13 protein-coding genes are annotated in these 17,006 nt (G+C 45.2%); 3 read left to right on the forward strand and 10 right to left on the reverse strand.

Going from position 1 to position 17,006, the window contains the following annotated elements:
• Position 1: 1 nt before the first annotated feature.
• From ACN0QW_RS16545 to ACN0QW_RS16570, 6 genes are all read right to left on the reverse strand, one after another.
• Positions 2-925 carry an ABC transporter ATP-binding protein gene (locus ACN0QW_RS16545; RefSeq protein WP_417432949.1) on the reverse strand — a complete coding sequence of 308 codons (924 nt, stop codon included), beginning with the start codon at positions 923-925 and terminating at the stop codon, positions 2-4.
• Entirely contained in the window at positions 922-2,271 is a 1,350-nt protein-coding gene (locus ACN0QW_RS16550; RefSeq protein WP_417432951.1) for a nitrous oxide reductase family maturation protein NosD, read from the reverse strand. Before ACN0QW_RS16550 ends, ACN0QW_RS16545 begins: the two co-directional genes overlap by 4 nt.
• Before the next feature lie 18 nt (positions 2,272-2,289).
• Complete coding sequence (gene nosZ / locus ACN0QW_RS16555; protein WP_299375576.1) at positions 2,290-4,191, reverse strand: TAT-dependent nitrous-oxide reductase; 1,902 nt, start codon at positions 4,189-4,191, stop codon at positions 2,290-2,292.
• 89 nt (positions 4,192-4,280) lie between these two features.
• Positions 4,281-6,674, reverse strand: a complete 2,394-nt coding sequence (locus ACN0QW_RS16560; protein ID WP_417432953.1) for a 4Fe-4S binding protein — start codon at positions 6,672-6,674, stop codon at positions 4,281-4,283.
• A gap of 198 nt (positions 6,675-6,872) precedes the next feature.
• Positions 6,873-8,489: a 5-guanidino-2-oxopentanoate decarboxylase gene (locus tag ACN0QW_RS16565; RefSeq protein WP_417432955.1), complete on the reverse strand. Its 1,617-nt coding sequence runs from the start codon at positions 8,487-8,489 to the stop codon at positions 6,873-6,875.
• Between the two features lie 55 nt (positions 8,490-8,544).
• The gene (locus ACN0QW_RS16570) at positions 8,545-9,720 is read right to left on the reverse strand and encodes a pyridoxal phosphate-dependent aminotransferase (protein ID WP_417432957.1); all 1,176 of its coding nucleotides are present in this window, start codon (positions 9,718-9,720) and stop codon (positions 8,545-8,547) included.
• A 211-nt stretch (positions 9,721-9,931) separates the two neighbouring features.
• Between ACN0QW_RS16570 and ACN0QW_RS16575 the strand changes: the two genes are divergently transcribed.
• From ACN0QW_RS16575 to ACN0QW_RS16585, 3 genes are all read left to right on the forward strand, one after another.
• Entirely contained in the window at positions 9,932-10,555 is a 624-nt protein-coding gene (locus tag ACN0QW_RS16575) for a TetR/AcrR family transcriptional regulator (protein WP_417432959.1), read from the forward strand.
• A gap of 202 nt (positions 10,556-10,757) precedes the next feature.
• A complete protein-coding gene (locus tag ACN0QW_RS16580) occupies positions 10,758-11,609 on the forward strand; it encodes a transporter substrate-binding domain-containing protein (protein ID WP_417432960.1) in 852 nt (283 codons plus the stop codon).
• 19 nt (positions 11,610-11,628) lie between these two features.
• Positions 11,629-12,585: an amino acid ABC transporter permease gene (locus tag ACN0QW_RS16585; RefSeq protein ID WP_417432962.1), complete on the forward strand. Its 957-nt coding sequence runs from the start codon at positions 11,629-11,631 to the stop codon at positions 12,583-12,585.
• Between the two features lie 19 nt (positions 12,586-12,604).
• On the opposite strand, the gene ACN0QW_RS16590 is transcribed toward ACN0QW_RS16585, so the two are convergent.
• The 4 genes from ACN0QW_RS16590 to ACN0QW_RS16605 are packed head-to-tail and all read right to left on the reverse strand — an operon-like array spanning position 12,605 to position 16,721.
• On the reverse strand, positions 12,605-13,663 hold the full coding sequence (locus ACN0QW_RS16590) for an AbrB family transcriptional regulator (protein WP_417432964.1): 1,059 nt from the start codon (positions 13,661-13,663) through the stop codon (positions 12,605-12,607).
• 3 nt (positions 13,664-13,666) lie between these two features.
• Positions 13,667-15,202 carry a tripartite tricarboxylate transporter permease gene (locus ACN0QW_RS16595; RefSeq protein WP_417432966.1) on the reverse strand — a complete coding sequence of 512 codons (1,536 nt, stop codon included), beginning with the start codon at positions 15,200-15,202 and terminating at the stop codon, positions 13,667-13,669.
• Positions 15,202-15,681, reverse strand: a complete 480-nt coding sequence (locus tag ACN0QW_RS16600; protein WP_417432968.1) for a tripartite tricarboxylate transporter TctB family protein — start codon at positions 15,679-15,681, stop codon at positions 15,202-15,204. Before ACN0QW_RS16600 ends, ACN0QW_RS16595 begins: the two co-directional genes overlap by 1 nt.
• A 41-nt stretch (positions 15,682-15,722) precedes the next feature.
• A complete protein-coding gene (locus ACN0QW_RS16605; RefSeq protein WP_417432970.1) occupies positions 15,723-16,721 on the reverse strand; it encodes a tripartite tricarboxylate transporter substrate binding protein in 999 nt (332 codons plus the stop codon).
• Positions 16,722-17,006: the final 285 nt, after the last annotated feature.

The raw sequence follows: 17,006 nt of genomic DNA on the forward strand, positions 1-17,006 counted from the left end.
CTCATTGTCCTCTCTGATCACTAAAGACGGCATACAGCTGGTCTAGCGATGTATTCTGTAGTTCGACGTCTTCAATAAGTGAGCCTAGTTCTCCTAAGTGACGAAGCATTGCCATTTTTGAGCTGGGGGCGCATTCGATTTCCAGATGTTTGCCGTTCATAAAGGTTATCGTTGCATTCTGATTTTGAAGTGGTTGAGCAATTTGTTTCGTCATACCTTCTTTCACAGTGATCCGCAGGCTAAGTGGTAAGTCTGCTTGTGTGCGAAGGTCTTCTAAAGAGCCAGAGGCAACGATCCTGCCAGAGTTCATAACGGTTACGGCATCTGTCTGGGCTTCGAGTTCGGTTAAAACATGAGAACAAAGCAAGATCGTAACACCGTCTTTTCTGAGGTCACGGATAATATCGTAAAAGTGTTGTCTGGCAGCGGGATCAAGACCTGATGTCGGTTCGTCAAGTAGCAGCAACCGTGGTTTACCTAAAAGTGCCTGTGCCAGTCCCAAACGTTGTTTCATGCCTTTAGAGTAGGTTTTATAACGACGATTAAGGGCATCGGACAGACCAACTATATCCATCAACTCCAAGCTTCGAAACTTGGTCTCCCCTTTCAGGCTTGCATAGAAAGAAATCAGCTCTTTACCTGTCATATTCGCATCAAACGCGACATTTTCAGGTAAAAATCCAATGGCATTACGGTAATGGAAAGCTGTCTTGTCTTTGGGGTTATGGCCGAGGATCGAAAGTGATCCCGCTGTCGGTTGTACCAGCCCAAGAATTAGTTTCATCAGTGTTGTTTTTCCGGCACCGTTATGTCCGACCAAAGCCATAAGACAGCCTTCAGGTACAGAGAAGTTAATGTCCGTCACAGCTTTGTGGGAAGGATAATGCTTACTTACATTCTTTAAAATAATGCTGTTTTTAATCATGGATTTGTCTCCATGCTAGAATTTGACGGGCCAAAATTTGACGGACCAGAATTTAATGTGTCAGAGTTCATTGAAATACGATCAATTTTCGGGGGTGTCATCAAGGGTGCACTGTCAAAAACGCCGCCGGGCTGTAGTGAAGGAAACTGCGACTGCGACCAACGTAAGATTTCCATGGCTGGTGAGTTAATCAACAACTTCGCAGCGGGATAAGCCCAAATGACCTGATCCAGAACATCATTTGGGCGATAGACGCTATCGGCGATATTATCACCGTTTAGATCGAACGCAGGGTTATCGCTCCAGTAATTACCTCTATTGTTCTCTGACCAATCCAGATGACGAGTACCAACATATTTGACTTGGTGTTGATTGTTGATAAAGGCGTTTTCACTAACGGTGTTCTTTTCAGATCCCGCTGTGAAGTGGATACCAATTTGGCATCCTTCAAAATGATTTTGCACAAAACGATTTTTGTTGGAATTGTAGATGAAAACGCATTTTACGCCACCGTTCTCGACCAAATTTCCTTTGAAAAGGGATGAGTTTGCATAGTTGAGCGCAAAACCATGTTCCTTGTCATTGATTGACTGGTTGTTGGTTATCTTCAATTTTTTGGAAAACATGAGGGCGTAACCAACATCGTTGCCGCGGGAAATATTGCCACTGACTTCACTGTTGTTTGTATACATGTAGTGAATGGCAAAGCGCGTTTTTTCGAAAGTATTGTTTCTGAAGATGTTCTTTTTACTCGTGGTGGTGAAAATACCGTCACGACCAAAAAGGATTGTATTGCCTTCGACAATTGATCCCGGCGTATTCCAAAGCTGGACACCATTCCCACGATCATTGACTTGCAGAACCTGTAAACCCTCAATGCGATTATTCCTGACAACAGCATTTTTAGGTCCCCAGAGATAAACTCCGATGAGGTTGTTTTGTAAGATATTATTTTCAACAACAGTATTGTGAGCTGTCTTATTGACAAAAACGCCACTGTTTTGTTGTGAAAGATCCTGTCCGGAATTTATGATCTTTAAACCGGAAACAACACTGTCAGGTGCAATAACTTCAATGGTATTACCTGTGCGATTACCATCAATGACAGCACCTTGTTGGCCTTTAAGGGTCAGTGATTTTTTTAAGACAATCGGACCTGTATAAATGCCTTTGTTCAGTACAAGAACATCGCCGTTCTGTGCATTGATTAGTGAGGTTGTTAGTGTTTCTGGTGTTACTTGTAAAACGACGGCTTGGCTCTCAAACATCGTCATCAAGACGACGGTGCTAAAAAGAAACGCCAAAACATATTGTTTCATGATCAATTTTTTTAAAAACCAAGCCATCGATCTACTCAACTTTCCCTAAGCTGGCTCAACCAGCATACGGCCACGCATTTCCATGTGAAGCGCGTGACAGAACCACTGACAATAGAACCAGTGAACACCGGGACGATCAGCAATGAAGGTTACGGAAGCTGTTTGTTGAGGACTTACTTCGAAGCAAACGCCATAGTTTGCCAAGGTAAACCCGTGGGTCAGATCTTCAACATCATCAAGGTTGGTAATCACGACGGTGACTTCGTCCCCTTGTTTGACAGTGAACTTTTCCAGACTGAATTCTGGAGCAACAGAGTTCATGTAAACCCGGACCTTGTTACCGTCTCTGATAACATCCTGACAATCTTCCAGATCAATGCCATCTGCTTTTGCCATTGCAACGGTATCGGCAAAGGTTGGTTCGTTACGATCATAAACATGAACCGGATTAACAACTGATCTGTGGACAATGATACAGTCATGTGGTTCGGCAAAGGTCGGGCCGTCATGAACAATTTTCATCTCGTCGCCAGAAATATCGATCAACTGTTCGTTCTCTGGTTTAAGAGGTCCAACATTGATGTAGCGATCTTTAGAGAACTTGTTCATAGAGATCAGCCATTTACCATCGGCTTCAGAGGTTTCCCCCATAGACGTATGGTTGTGACCAGGTTGGTAATGAACATCAATCTTCTGAATAATCGGATCGATATCTTCACCTTTGTAGGCGCGAATGGCTTTTTCAATGTCCCATTTAACAACCTGGCTATCCAGGAATAGGGTGGTATAGGCGTTGCCGCGTCCATCAAATGCTGTGTGGAGCGGACCAAGGCCAAGCTGTGGTTCTGCTACAATCGCATCACGAGGTTTGATCTTGCCGTCAAACACATCATCAAGACGGTCAACGTCAATAACAGATGCTGTTGGTGACAGTTTACCGTTCACCACAATGTGGCGCTTATCCGGCGCAGCATTGACACCGTGCGGGCTGTTAGAAATTGGAATATAGGTGGTAAGGGAAGAACCTTTGGTTCCATCAACAACTGGAACACCGCCGTCAAATACTTCGTATTCACCTTTGGCTACGGCTTCTTCGATACGTTTAATATTGAAAACAACGACATGATCCTGCTCTGATGATGTCATTTCAGCTAAGTTAACGCCTTCTTCAGAGTTGTAAGAGGAAGATATCGCGTATTTACCCTGATAATCGGCATCGACGTTATCCAGATTGCCGCTGACTTTAACCTGCCACTTAACTTCCATGGTGTCGCCATCAATGGCAGAGAAAACCGCAAAGTATTTGCTTGGATCGTCTAGAACAGAACCATCGTTTGGCAAGGGAACACGGTGCTCACCATTGGCAAAGATATAGCCAGTACGTGGATATCTTTGTGGCCGCAGACCATGAATATCTGACGCATTCGGAATTTCGATAATTTTATCGACCTTCATGATATCACAGCGAACACGTGCGACACGTGTATTGGCCTTGTCATTCATGAAGAGATAACGGCCGTCATAGGCACCTTCGGTAAAGGACATATGAGGGTGGTGTAAATCACCGTTCATATAGTCGCCGCCGCGTGTTTCAAGAAATTTCTTGGTTTGTGGCAACAGGTTTTCAGTAAGAATTTTCTTACTTTCGTTGGTTTGTCCCCAACCTGTCGCAGAACATCTATTGAATACCGGTACGCGCATAAGCTCACGCATAGAAGGAAGACCAAGAATACGGAGTTCACCCGCTTGTCCTGATGACCAAAAACCGTAGTATTCGTCCAATTGACCCGGCTCAACGGCGGCGGGGTTATTAGCGCCAGCCGCAGATGCTGTTGAAACACCCCCTAATCCAGCAATACCAGAGGCAGCACCGACACCAGCGATAGTCGCTAATTTTGCTGAACCCCCAAGCAGATCACGTCTGGACAGACCTTTATCTTTTGACATTTATATGCTCCTCTTTAAGTGCCCAACCTGTCGCGTGTCTCACCATTCAACAGGCTGGGCGTGCTGTCGCCCTTGGGGCGACGGTTTTGCTAGCCCGGGGTTCCTTTCCCCGGGCTAGCGCCTTTCCCTCTGGCTTTTGCAGAAGGTCCGGGGTTGTTCTTATCATCACCTATAAAATCCGGAACTTCAGTCGCTGAGCAACTTGCTTTTACAACAGCAGCGCTTTTACTTTGAAGATCCTGTAGGCGTTCTCTACGCTTGCGTTTTTGTACCATTGGCGGACAGCGATGTTCATCGTGATAAACAACCTGACAATGCAGACAATAGAGACATTCGTTCGGGTTGATCTCGCCCGTGGGATGGATTGCTTGAACCATACATTCCTTGGCACAAGTCTGGCAGGGACTGCCACAGTCTTTTGGGTGGCGTTTGAGCCATTCAAACATACGCATACGTCCGGGAATGGCCAAGGCAGCACCCAAAGGACAAATGTATCGGCAATAAAAACGCTCAACAAACAGGCCCGCAGCCAACAGGGCAACCGCATAGAGAACCCAAGGCCAGTCGCGAACAAATTTCAGGATGATAGAGGTTTTAAATGGTTCAATTTCTGCCCAATGTTCTGCGTCTTGCAGGGAATAGAGGGATAGTCCAAACAGGCCAAGAAAGATAATGTATTTCAATGGCCACAGGCGTTCATGAAGTCCCCATGGTAGCTCGAATTGCGGTATTTTACAGAATTTAGCTGCTTGATTTAAGAGTTCCTGTAAGGCCCCAAACGGACATAGCCATCCACAATAGGCCCCGCGTCCCCAAAAAAGTAGCGCCCCGGCAACAGATAACCACAATAAGAAGATCATGGGTTCCATTAGGAAGTAGTTCCAGCTGAAATCTGTTATAAGCGCATTTGCAAAAGTGAGGACGTTAACAACAGAAAGCTGTGCCTGAGCGTAAAACCCAATAAAGAGAACGGTAAAGACAAGAAACAGATTTCTGGTCCATGTCAGAAGTTTTGGGCGTTGAACCAACCAGTCCTGAAAAAAGAAAATGATCGTGAGTATGGCAATCGCAACACTAAGAACGGCGATGTCGGGTCTTTTAAGATCCCACATGCGTTTCCATAACTCTACGCGATGGGTATCTTCGGATGCTTCCTGATTTACAGAAGACTCTGATGTTTTTGTTGTCGCAGTAGGTGCGGGGGCTAGTTTCTCTATTGTGACGTACTTGTTTGGCAGATCATAATTTAGTTCGAAGGCCAGAAAAATTTTTTTGATTGCAGCAATTTCACGGTTGGCAAGTAACTCGATACGAAAATTATCTGCCGGGTTAAACTCAACATCCGTTGGGATACGGAAGAGAGCTATTTCCTTGAAATAAGGGGCGCCATCCGCACCAAGATCGCCGATGCGTTTGTGGAACTTATCCCTAAAACGAACAGAGCTTTCTCCCTGGATAAGTTGAAAGCGGTCAAAGATGCCACCACGCACATAGCCCGAACCTTTGAATGAATAGCGACCATTGGCAAAGATAAGAACAGCCTCTTGATTGGGTTCTAGTTGTTTTTGCAAGTGGTTGTATTCCGCATCCCCAAGCAAGGTCTTACCAATAGCGGGTACACTAACAGGAGCGACATAGAGATCTATGTAGATATCATCTGGCGCCCCCTTTTCTGGACGAGCAGCTGCTTTTTTGTTTCCAGAATTTTCAAAGGCTTCGTTGATTTCTGCAAGGGTGATTACCCTGTGACGAACAGCACCATTGCCAAGAAGTGTTTGCCAATCAGTAACCTCGGTGATGTCTTTATTGACGTGCCTTATTTCTGTTGGTCCGGATGCTTGATCTTGTTGAACACCAGCAATGCCAAGATATCGTGCAAATTTAATGGCTGACCTGAAGATAGAATCTTCGATGACCATGATGGTGACCGTTGCACCACTGATCATATCGACTTCACCTGTATCGCGGCTTTGTCCTGTCCGACTAACAGCATCAATACCAGTGTAACCAGACATAAAATTAGATATTTTTTCTTCTGGAATACCAATCAGAACTATGGGTTCATGGTGTTTAACAAGCTTTGTCCCACTGACAACACCTTCCGGGGTTAGGCCGACGACTACGTTGATCGGTTTACCTGAATATCCCGTGGCATTAACGAAATCAGTATTGAGATAGGCGTATCCAACTTTTTCGTTATCTTTTAATATTTCTGCATAGGAAGGTGCGCCGGGAACCAGCCGAAACTCTGTCGCACCTTCAAATATTTCATTTGGGGTTATCTTGGAGAGGTATTCTTCAAAGTTGTTTGAAGCAGCATTGGCCGTGGACAAAGCGAAGAGAATAGTAAGCCCGATTAGAAGCGGTATATAGATGAGCTTTTGTATAAAGACAGCAGATACATCATGACAGGCGGCAATTGCCTTTGTTCTGTTGATGTTTTTTTCTGTTGTACTCTTTGCCCATGCCTTTTGGTTCGGCATGAAGCATCTCCTTTCGCTTACATACTGACAAAATCCTAATGGAAACAAACATCTGCCTATTTACCGAAATTGCCTTTGATGTAAGTCAATAAAGATGCAAAAAAATTATGTCTTTAAGTTTTTAATTCCCAACGCAATAGATAAAAGCTTGATTTTAGGCATTCAATAAGAAGAGATATAAGGGGGAGAGCAAAAGAATTAACCCGTGGGGCTGAATAGGTTTTCTTCTATTTGGATAAGGGTTGGACGGTTCTCAGTACGCGCTCTTTTTAGCGCCGCAGACAGCTCTTCTTTTGATGAAAGATGTTCAGCGTAAAGACCATAAGCCTTGGCTATAGCAGGAAAGTCTGGGGAACTGGGCGTGACACCCTCTGGGGTTATATCATTTTCTTGCATAAAGTTTTTAATTTCCAGATATCCGTCGTTATTCCAGACGATAACGATAATGTTTGCACTTGCGTCTATCGCTGAACCAAGTTCGCCGAGTGTAAATTGAATGCCGCCATCACCCGTTAAGCAAACTACCGGGCGATCAGGATCGGCAAGTTGTGCGCCGATAGCAGCCGGAAGTGCGTAACCCAATGTTCCAAAGCCCGTTGCTGAATTCATCCAGCCTTTGGGGCTATCCGGCGAATAATAGAGATTACCGGCATAAACTGGCTGGGTTGAATCGCCTATGATCATGACACCGGGCAATGATGATTTGATGGTTTCAAGAAATTTGACCTGTTCTTGCATCGGCTTTGATAACTCGTTGAATGCCGCTTGTTTCGTCGTTAAGGCGCGATCAGCTCCATTTCTGTTTACGTGCGATTGTTCATTTTCTTTCAGGGAGTGAACCAGTTTCTGCATGGTACGATCCGCATCACCAATGATACCGATCGTTGGTTGTACATTTCGATGTAATTGAAGAGGGTCAAGATCAACACGAATTAAGGTGTTGGGAATTGTAAAACTCTGATCTTCATACATATCAAAGTCAGTTGGCCCTAATTCTGTACCGACTGCCAATACAAGGTCCGAATATTTAATTAATGTCCTCGTGGCTGTTAGGGATGGGCTGGCGGGTATGGCGAGGGGATGGTTATCTGGTATTAGTCCTCGGGCATTAACGGTCATAACAACAGGACAATCCAGAACTTCTGCAAGTTCCTGAGCTGATTTGTTTTTCCCTTTAACGCCTCCGCCAATGATCAAAAGTGGCGAAGTTGCCGCTAAACAGAGCTTTGTGATCTGATTTATACTGTTTTCATCAGGAACCGGGGTATTAGGGAATGCCAGGGAAGGGGGTGACATAAGGTGATCCGCTGGCGCAGACATCAGATCAATTGGAATTTCAATATGAACAGGTCGTGGACGATCACAGGAAAAAACAGAAAATGCCCGTGCCATGACTTGTGGCAAATCATCTGGGTGATTAATGGAATAGCTAAATGACGACACCTGTTCTGCAAATGCGCTTTGGTTGGGTAACTCATGTAGGTTCCCATTACCATGTCCAAGATGTTTGGTTTTATTAACACCTGAAATAACCAGCATGGGAATTGAATCTGCATAGGCCTGAGCCATTGCCGTTGAGATGTTGGTTAGTCCGGGGCCTGTAATAACAAAACACACACCCGGTTTTCCGCTAATGCGTGCATAGCCATCTGCCATGAAGCCTGCGCCTTGTTCGTGGCGCGGTGTATAGTGGGTAATAGGAGAGTTCGCCAGACCACGATAAAGTTCGATTGTATGAACGCCGGGTATGCCAAAAACCCGATCCACTTCGTAGCTTTCAAGTAGCTTTATGAGAAATTCGCCAAGTGTTGTCATGATGGTTTCACTTTATAAAGGAAGGCAGGGGTTATGTGGAATATACCGCGGCTTGTTATTGACCAAGGGTTTTGCAAAAGGCGCAAATTCGTTGACAACCTTCGATGATTTGTTTTTCAGAAAGGGTGAAAGACAATCTAATATGCCCCTTTGCGCTGTGACCGAAAGGCTCAGCATCTAGTACGCAAACACCTGTTTGAGCATAAAGTTGTTCCGCAAAATCACGGCTTGTTAGGCCGGTTGACCTGATGTCGACCAATAAAAACATTCCAGCTTGGGGACTGTGGGTTACCAAGTTTATTGCTGGTTTAAGAGATTCCAACGTTAGATCACGACGCTTGTGATAGATCTCTTTCATTTTTTGTGGCTCTTCAGCCAGATCTGTTAAAGCGACTTTTGCAGCTTCTTGCGAAAATCCCGGCAGACCATACAACATACAAAGCGCAATTTTTTCCATCGCTTGAATTAGATGTTGGGGACCAATTGCCCATCCCAATCGCCACCCTGTCATGGCGTGAGATTTGGATAAGCTACTTATTGTAACTGTTCGCCCTGCCATACCTGCTATAGAGGCGATAGAGACATGCTCGCCGGTGAAAATCAGATCAGAATAAACTTCGTCTGCGATTACCCATAAGTTATGCGCTTGTGCAAGTTGCGCGATTTTCTCAAGTTCTGGTTTTGTCATAACAACGCCCGTTGGATTATTTGGGGTTGTTAGGAAAATAGCCTTGGTTCTTGGTGTAATTGCATCTTCTATTGCCTTGATATCAGGTCTGAAACCTGTTTCTGCTGATTGGGGGACGGGGACGATCGTTGCGCCCGTTACACAAATGCTGGCCTCATAGGTGATATACATCGGCTCCAGAGCGATTATCTCATCGCCTTGGGTCGCGATACACAGTGATGACGTGAAGAGGGCACACTGAGCCCCCGCCAATACGATAACATTGTCGGCAGATACCTGTTGTTTCGTCTGTTTGTTATGCCGTTTGGCGAGGATATCTCTTAATTCGTATCGACCTTTTAATTCTGTGTAATGGGTATCACCTGCATCCAACGCATTCTTGGCAGCAGTGGTAATTCTTTCCGGAGTAGAAAAGTCTGGGTCTCCGACGCTCATAACGATGATATCTTTACCCTCGGACTTTTCCTGCAAAGCCTTACTATGTAAATCCCATGCGGATGCACCGGCACCAGTTACGCGTTTTGTAAGGGGGGAAAGTTGCATATATCACCTGACTTGTAATGGTTGTAAGCTCACCGTGCCTGTCAAAGAATACAGTTGGCATATCTGGATAATACATAAAACTGAACAGTCGTTCAATAAGAAAAGTATCAGGCTCGTTTTAATGACCTGAATGCATGTGTTGTCAGAGAGATATATACGGGGTAAATCTAGATAACAGGTGGTTTTTAAGGTTTAATTTTCTGAGAACAATATGACAGAAACTCCAAAATTTCGGCGTCAGGCACCAGACGCACGGAAAAAAGATTTGGTTAAAGCGACCATTCGCTGCCTTGAAAAGAAGGGAAGCGATGGACTGTCCGTGCGAAGTATAAGTTCGGAAGCCGGGATATCTGTCGGTCTCATAAATCACCATTATCCCAGTAAAGATGATTTGATCGCAGATGCCTATGAAAAGCTTGCGACAGATATTTTGCAAAATGTTGTCGATATTGTTGCTGAAACAAATGGATCGCCTCGTGAAAAAATGAGTGCTTTTTTTAAAGCCTATTTTTCGTCAATTGTTTTGGATCAAAAATTTCTGAGGATCTGGATTGTGTTCTGGCATATGTCGGACAAGTCCGAACAGGTGCGACTGTCTCATGACAAGACAAATGCAGGCTTTCGTCAACAAATTGAACTTATGCTCCGAGACCTGGTCAAGTCTTCTGAAACACCTGAATTTAATTATCGACTTGCGGCCATTGGCCTTAGTGGAATGCTGGATGGTCTTTGGCTTGAATGGTGTCTTAACCCTGATGTTTTCTCTCCTGTAGAGGGGTTAATGTTATGCGAAGGCTGGGTTGATGGTCTGATGGCTGGGGCCTTTAAGCTGTAAAAACTCACCGAAGTAATTCAAAATATTGAAGAAATACACCTTTAAATGAGGATGTGTTTCTGTATGTAAAATTTCTAGTTGAACATGTGTTCAGTTGTGTTATCGTTTTTCGCACTGAAAGCGGTTTTCAATAAAACTGAGTATTAGGGCCAAAGAAACAGGAAAACTTGTTCACGCCCTCGTTCCGAACAGGGAGAAAGTAATGAAAATTTTCAGACAAACGATGATGACGGGTCTTGCCGGGATCGCAGGAATTACAGGCATCGTGATAGCTTCCACCGGGTTTGCCTTTGCGGGTGAAACACTTGATCGCATAATGGACAAGAAGACTCTGGTAATTTCAACTGATGCAGAATACCCCCCGCAATCTTCGTTAAATGCAGATAACGAGTTTATTGGTTTTGACATTGATGTTGGCCATGCTATTGCCAAATACCTTGGTGTAGAAGCCGAATTTGTAACACCGGGGTGGGATGTTATTACGGCAGGTCATTGGTCCGGACGTTGGGATATGTCTGTGGGGTCTATGACGCCAACAAAAAAGCGCGCAGAAGTTTTGGATTTTCCTGCAATCTATTATTTTACACCTGCGGCATTGGTTGTTCATGAAAAGAATACATCCATCTTAAGTACGAAAGATGCATCAGGTCATAAGGTTGGTGTCGGGGTTTCGACGACCTATGAAAGCTATTTGAAGAAAAACTTGGCGATTGATGCTGAGAATGTTCCTGAGTTTTCTTATATTATCGATGATGCTGATATTCGTACCTATGATACAGATTTACTGGCACTGGATGATCTGCGCCTTGGTGACGGGGTGCGCTTAGATGCCGCTTTTACCGCATTGCCAACTGTTTTAGAGGCAAAAAAGAAGGGCTATCCCATTAAAATTGTTGGTCCGGAAGCTTTGTTTATGGAGCCTTTGGCGATTGCAACGGACAAGGGTGATGCCGAACTTAATGCCAAGATAAAGGAAGCCGTTTCTGCTTTGCGTGCTGACGGAACGCTCTCTCGCTTATCTCAAAAGTGGTATGGCGGTGACCTGACACAGTGAGTATGATCTTGTGAATAATATGTCATTTAATTTCGTAGAGCGGCCATTAGCACGATGGTCGCTCTATTTCGTTGTTATCTATCTTATTTTTTTGAACTTTGATCTATCTGGCTTTGCCGAAGGTTCTGGGTTTTCAATAAATGTTGAACTTATTCGCGGCACCTTTGTACTTGGGGTTTTGTTGAATTTTTTCCTTGTGAGCAAGTTGCCTAAAACAGCACAGCTTTTTGTTACCTGGGGACAGCTTTTGGCGCTGTTTCTCTTCTTTTTTTACAGCTTCGATCTCTCTTACGAGTTTATTCTGTCCCGATTACCCCATTTGCTGGGATTTGGTCTGAAAAGTGGGTTTCTTATGGGGGCGGCACTTACGGTTTTTATCTGTGCCGTTTCTATTTTTGCGTCAACCATTCTGGCCTTGGTTGCTGCTCTTGCGCGCCTGTCAAAAAACGGCATGGCGTTGGGTATTTCAACTTTTTACATCTCTTTTTTTCGGGGAACGCCGCTGCTTTTACAAATCCTTTTGGTTTATTTGGGGTTACCGCAAGTTGGTGTTGTTCTTGATCCGATCCCGGCAGCTATCATTGCTTTGTCCCTTTGTTATGGTGCCTATATGGCAGAGATCTTTCGCGCAGGTATTCAAGCTATTCCAGCAGGACAGTCCGAGGCGGCCAGAGCTTTGGGGCTTAAAAAAAATCAAATTATGCGGCTTGTCATTTTACCCCAAGCTATCCGATTGATTATCCCGCCGACTGGTAATCAGTTTATTGCCATGCTTAAAGATAGTTCTCTGGTTTCTGTTTTGGGGGCTTGGGAGTTAATGTATATGTCCAGAACCCATGGTCGTGCAGAGTTCAAGTATATGGAAATGTTGATTTCTGCGGCGCTCATTTACTGGTTTCTGTCTGTAGGATTTGAAATCTTTCAATCCAGGATCGAAAAGAAGTACGGCAAAGGTATCGACGTCAACCATGTCTAGATCGGTTGACGTCAATATACTAGTCGTTTTGTTCTCGTTCATTCTTTCGCTTGATAATACGGGCTAAAAATACAGGAACGATAAAGACGATTACCAAAAGACGTAGAGCGTGATGCGTGGTGACAAAAGCAGGATCTATTCCCATAGATAAAGCGGCTAATGTCATCTCTGCAAAACCACCGGGGGACAGGGCAAGGATCAGCGCTTCAAACTCAAGATCAAATGCATAGGACAATGCCCCAGATACAAACAGTGTTACCGCCAGCATCAAAAATGCCATGATGATGGACAGCAACATTAAACGACCTACCTGACCAAGCGAGTACCCTGCAAAACGGGCACCCAAAGCGGAACCAAGAGTGAGTTGTAACAGGATCGTGACGATTTCGGGTGGTTCGCCTTGAACGAACCCACCAGTGTGTACAATTGCACTAAGTAAAAGTGGCCCTGTCAGCTGATACGCGGGAAATTTCGCAATCTTGCCTAGGAATAACCCGCCCAAAGCAAGAATAAGTAAAATCAGGATATCAACCGAGGACCACAAAGGGGCGCTAGTCCCTTGTTCAACTATTTCTAATCCTGACCAATAAGTGAGGAATAGCGGGATAGCCAAGAGTATGGTTGCCACCCGGCATGCGTGGGCGAGGGTCAGGGCTGGGACATCAGCGCCAGCTTCTTCGCCAAGCAGGGTCATTTCGGATAATCCACCGGGGAACCCTGCAAAAATCGCGGTCAGGCGATCCATCTTCATAAATTTACGACAATAAAACTGTGCAATAAATGTCAATACGGCAAGATAGAGTACAGCGGCGATCAGGGTTGGTATCCATTCGCCAGCACGGGCAAGAACTTCGGGAGAAAAAGTCCCGCCCAACATGACACCAAGAATAACCATAATGATCAGACGTACAGGTTTTGTAACGCCAACGGGAATACCTGACAGCGAGGCAATAAGGCTACCTGTCAGACATCCAAGCATCCATGGAAGCGGGAGGCCAAGTGCCCAAAACACACAGCCCCCCGTCAAACCGGATAGAAAAGTCAAAACCAGCTTAAATGCTGCCTTAGGGAGAGACACTTTCTATCCTTCACCATCATTTACTTTGAGGGCGCGTCTTCTGCGTACATCAATGAGGTTCTGTACCAATGGGGCAAGTAGCACAATAACAGTGATCCCCAAGATACTTGCCGTAATTGGACGCTCCCAAAGGAAAGAAAGCTCTCCGTCACTGATCGCTAACGCGCGACGTAGATTATCTTCCATCATCCCACCCAGAATAAAGCCAAGAAGCATTGGGGCGAGGGGGAAGTTTATCAAACGGAAGACGATGGCAAGAATAGCAACGATGACCATGATATGAATATCAAAGGTGTTAAAGGAAACGAGATAAACACCGATCAAGGAGAAGAACAGTATCAAGGGCGTCAATATCTGTTTGGGTAGAGATAACAACCGCGCAATATATGGAATCAAAGGCAAGTTAAGAACCAGCAGGATGATATTACCGATATACATGGAAATAATCACGGACCAGAACACAGCAGGTTGTTCCACAAATAGTCTTGGACCCGGTTGAACACCATATGAGATTAGCGCGCCAAGCATAACAGCCGTTGTTCCTGACCCCGGAATACCGAGTGTCAGAAGCGGCACAAACGATCCTGAGCAGGCGGCGTTGTTTGCCGTTTCCGGAGCGGCCAACCCACGCAGAGAACCCTTACCGAATTTGAGTTTTTCCTTTGCGCTGGCAAAGCTGCGTTCCATGCCATAGGCAAGGAAAGAGGCAATCGTAGCCCCGGCACCGGGAAGTACCCCGATAAAGAAACCAAGAACAGAACTTCGTCCAACAACAGGTGCTAGGTCTTTGACTTCCTCTTTACTGATTTTCATGCTGCCAAGATTACCTTTTGTGGCATCTTCAGCTTCTTTTGAAACTTTTTCTGGCTTTAGAACGACCATCAAGGCTTCTGACAGGGCAAAGGTTGCCATTGCCAACAGTAGGAAGCTGATACCATCAATTAAATCCAGAGAGCCAAAGGTGAAACGTTGAAGTCCGGCTGTTTGATCGGTTCCAATGGTCGAGAGCATCAATCCAAAGAGCGTCATTAGCACGGCAATCAGGAATTTTCCTTTTCCGGCAAAAGCGGATACAGCCGTTAGGCCAAGAACCATGAGCGCAAAATAATCTGCTGATTGAAAACTGAGTGATACCGAAGCCAGGGCAGGAGCGGCAAAAAGAAGGAATATGGCGGCGATCGTACCGCCACTAAAAGAGCTATAGGCTGCAATTGCTAGAGCTTTACCTGCGTGTCCCTGTTTTGCAAGGGGGTAGCCGTCAAATGCTGTGGCAACGGTTCCAGCTACGCCCGGCGCATTAATCAGGATTGCAGATGTTGATCCACCAAAGATAGCACCATAATAAACGCCAGCCATCAGGATCATGCCTGTTGCGGGATCAAAGCCATAAGTGATTGGGATCATCAACGCGATGGCTGAAATTGGGCCAAGCCCGGGTAACATGCCGATAAAGGTTCCTGCGAAACACCCAACAAAAACCATAAGAAGATTAACAGGTGAAGCAGCAGTGCTTAACCCTTGAAGAATACCATCAAGCATTAATTTGCTCCAAAAATAGTAAAGATCTCACCGGGCGCGAGATAAATACCCAGGAGCGTGTCGAGAATAAACCAGAAACCTACAGTGGCAGGCACTGAAGAGAGAAGGATAACGTGCCATCGTCTTTCTCCAAGTGCATAGATCCCGCCAATTAGGAATAAGACCGTGGATAACAGGAAACCAAGAGGGCTTAGTGCAAAACCATAAAAGACCATGAGGCCAATGAGGATAAACGTTTTGCCCCAATTCAATCCGCGGAAGACAGAAAGGATATCGTCTGTTTTTTCTCTTTGCGGAAGAATAAGAATAAGGAAGGAGACAATGCCTGTGAGCCAGGAAAGAGCAATTGGCATGGTTCGGGCGGTAAAAGGTTCAAGTTCATCACCGGGAAACAAGGGAATATGCCTTGCTTCCATGCCATAAGCGATTGCGAGAACCAGAAAACACAGCGCGCCCGCTTTTTCCTTGCTGAGGGTCATTATCTCCATTCCTTCTTTATTTTATTGATAAGATACTTGGCTTAGAGAAAGCCAAGTTCTTTCATAAGGTTGCCGATAATGCCTTCTTGCTCTTCAAGGAAGGTATAGAAAACGTCAGCAGGCTGGAAAACTTCGACCCAGCCATTACGGGAACGAACAGTTTCCCATTCTGGGGTGTCGTACATTTTTTCAAGTGTCGCGTTATAAGCAGCAACTTTTTCTTTGGATGTGCCTGGTGCTGCAAAGAAACCACGCCAGTTTACAAAAGTAGCGTCAATTCCCTGCTCTGTGAGCGTTGGAATTTCTGGAGCATCGTCAATACGGTTGGCACCCGTCATGGCAAGAATGCGAACCTGACCACTACGTTCTAGTTCCAATGCCTCGGAAAGGCCTGTTGAAAGTAAGGCTGTTTCACCGGACAGAAGTCCAGCCATTGCCTTGCCACCTGCATCATAAGGAATGTATTTAACTGCTTTTGGATCGCCACCAGCAGCTTTAAAAGCTTGTGCTGCTACCAGATGATCCATACTGCCACGTGCGGAACCGCCAGCGATTTTCACAGACTTTGGATCTGCTTTAAAGTCGGTCACAACTTCAGAGAAAGATTTGTATTTGGAATCTGCCGGTACAACAAAAGCTGCGTAATCACCAACAACACCGGCAACAGGGACAAGGTCACGGAAAGACTGTGGGAAAACTTTTGTCAATGAACGAATGACGATCGGTGTTGAGTTCACCATCAGGGTATCACCCTGACGTTCTGCCGTTTCAATCAGGTGCGCAATGGCTTTACCGCCGCCACCACCGGACATGTTCTCGAAAGAAGCAGAACCAAGCAGGCCAGATTTTGTCAGGGCTTCACCTGTACCACGGGCTGTTCCATCCCAGCCACCGCCGGCACCACCAGGAATTAGGAAGTGGATTTTTTCTAAGTCAGCTGCTGAAGCAGAAGAAAGTGGCATGGCCATGCCAACAGAAACAGCTGCAGCTGCCATAGATAGCACAAGACGGCGGGATAGTTTTGTTGTTTTGCCAAACATGAATTGGCCTCCGAGTATGATTGTTAATTCGATGAATAACAAACCGCCGAGCAAAGTCGGACGAGGGGAGGCATTTATATAGGAAAAATCAGTTCAGAAGTTTATCCGAGCCGTTTATTATACTGTCTCCCCAACCGCTTTTTTTATTTTTTTTGCAGCGGCCTACCATTCAATGTCACTACGCTAATCTATAAAGCTGTCACTACCCTGTCGTTAGATGAATTATTTTTATAAAATAATATGTATTTTATATACAGTTACTTACGTCAATTTTGTAATGTAATA

The sequence above is a fragment of the Kiloniella sp. genome (assembly GCF_048259265.1).
Classification (GTDB): Bacteria; Pseudomonadota; Alphaproteobacteria; order Kiloniellales; family Kiloniellaceae; genus Kiloniella.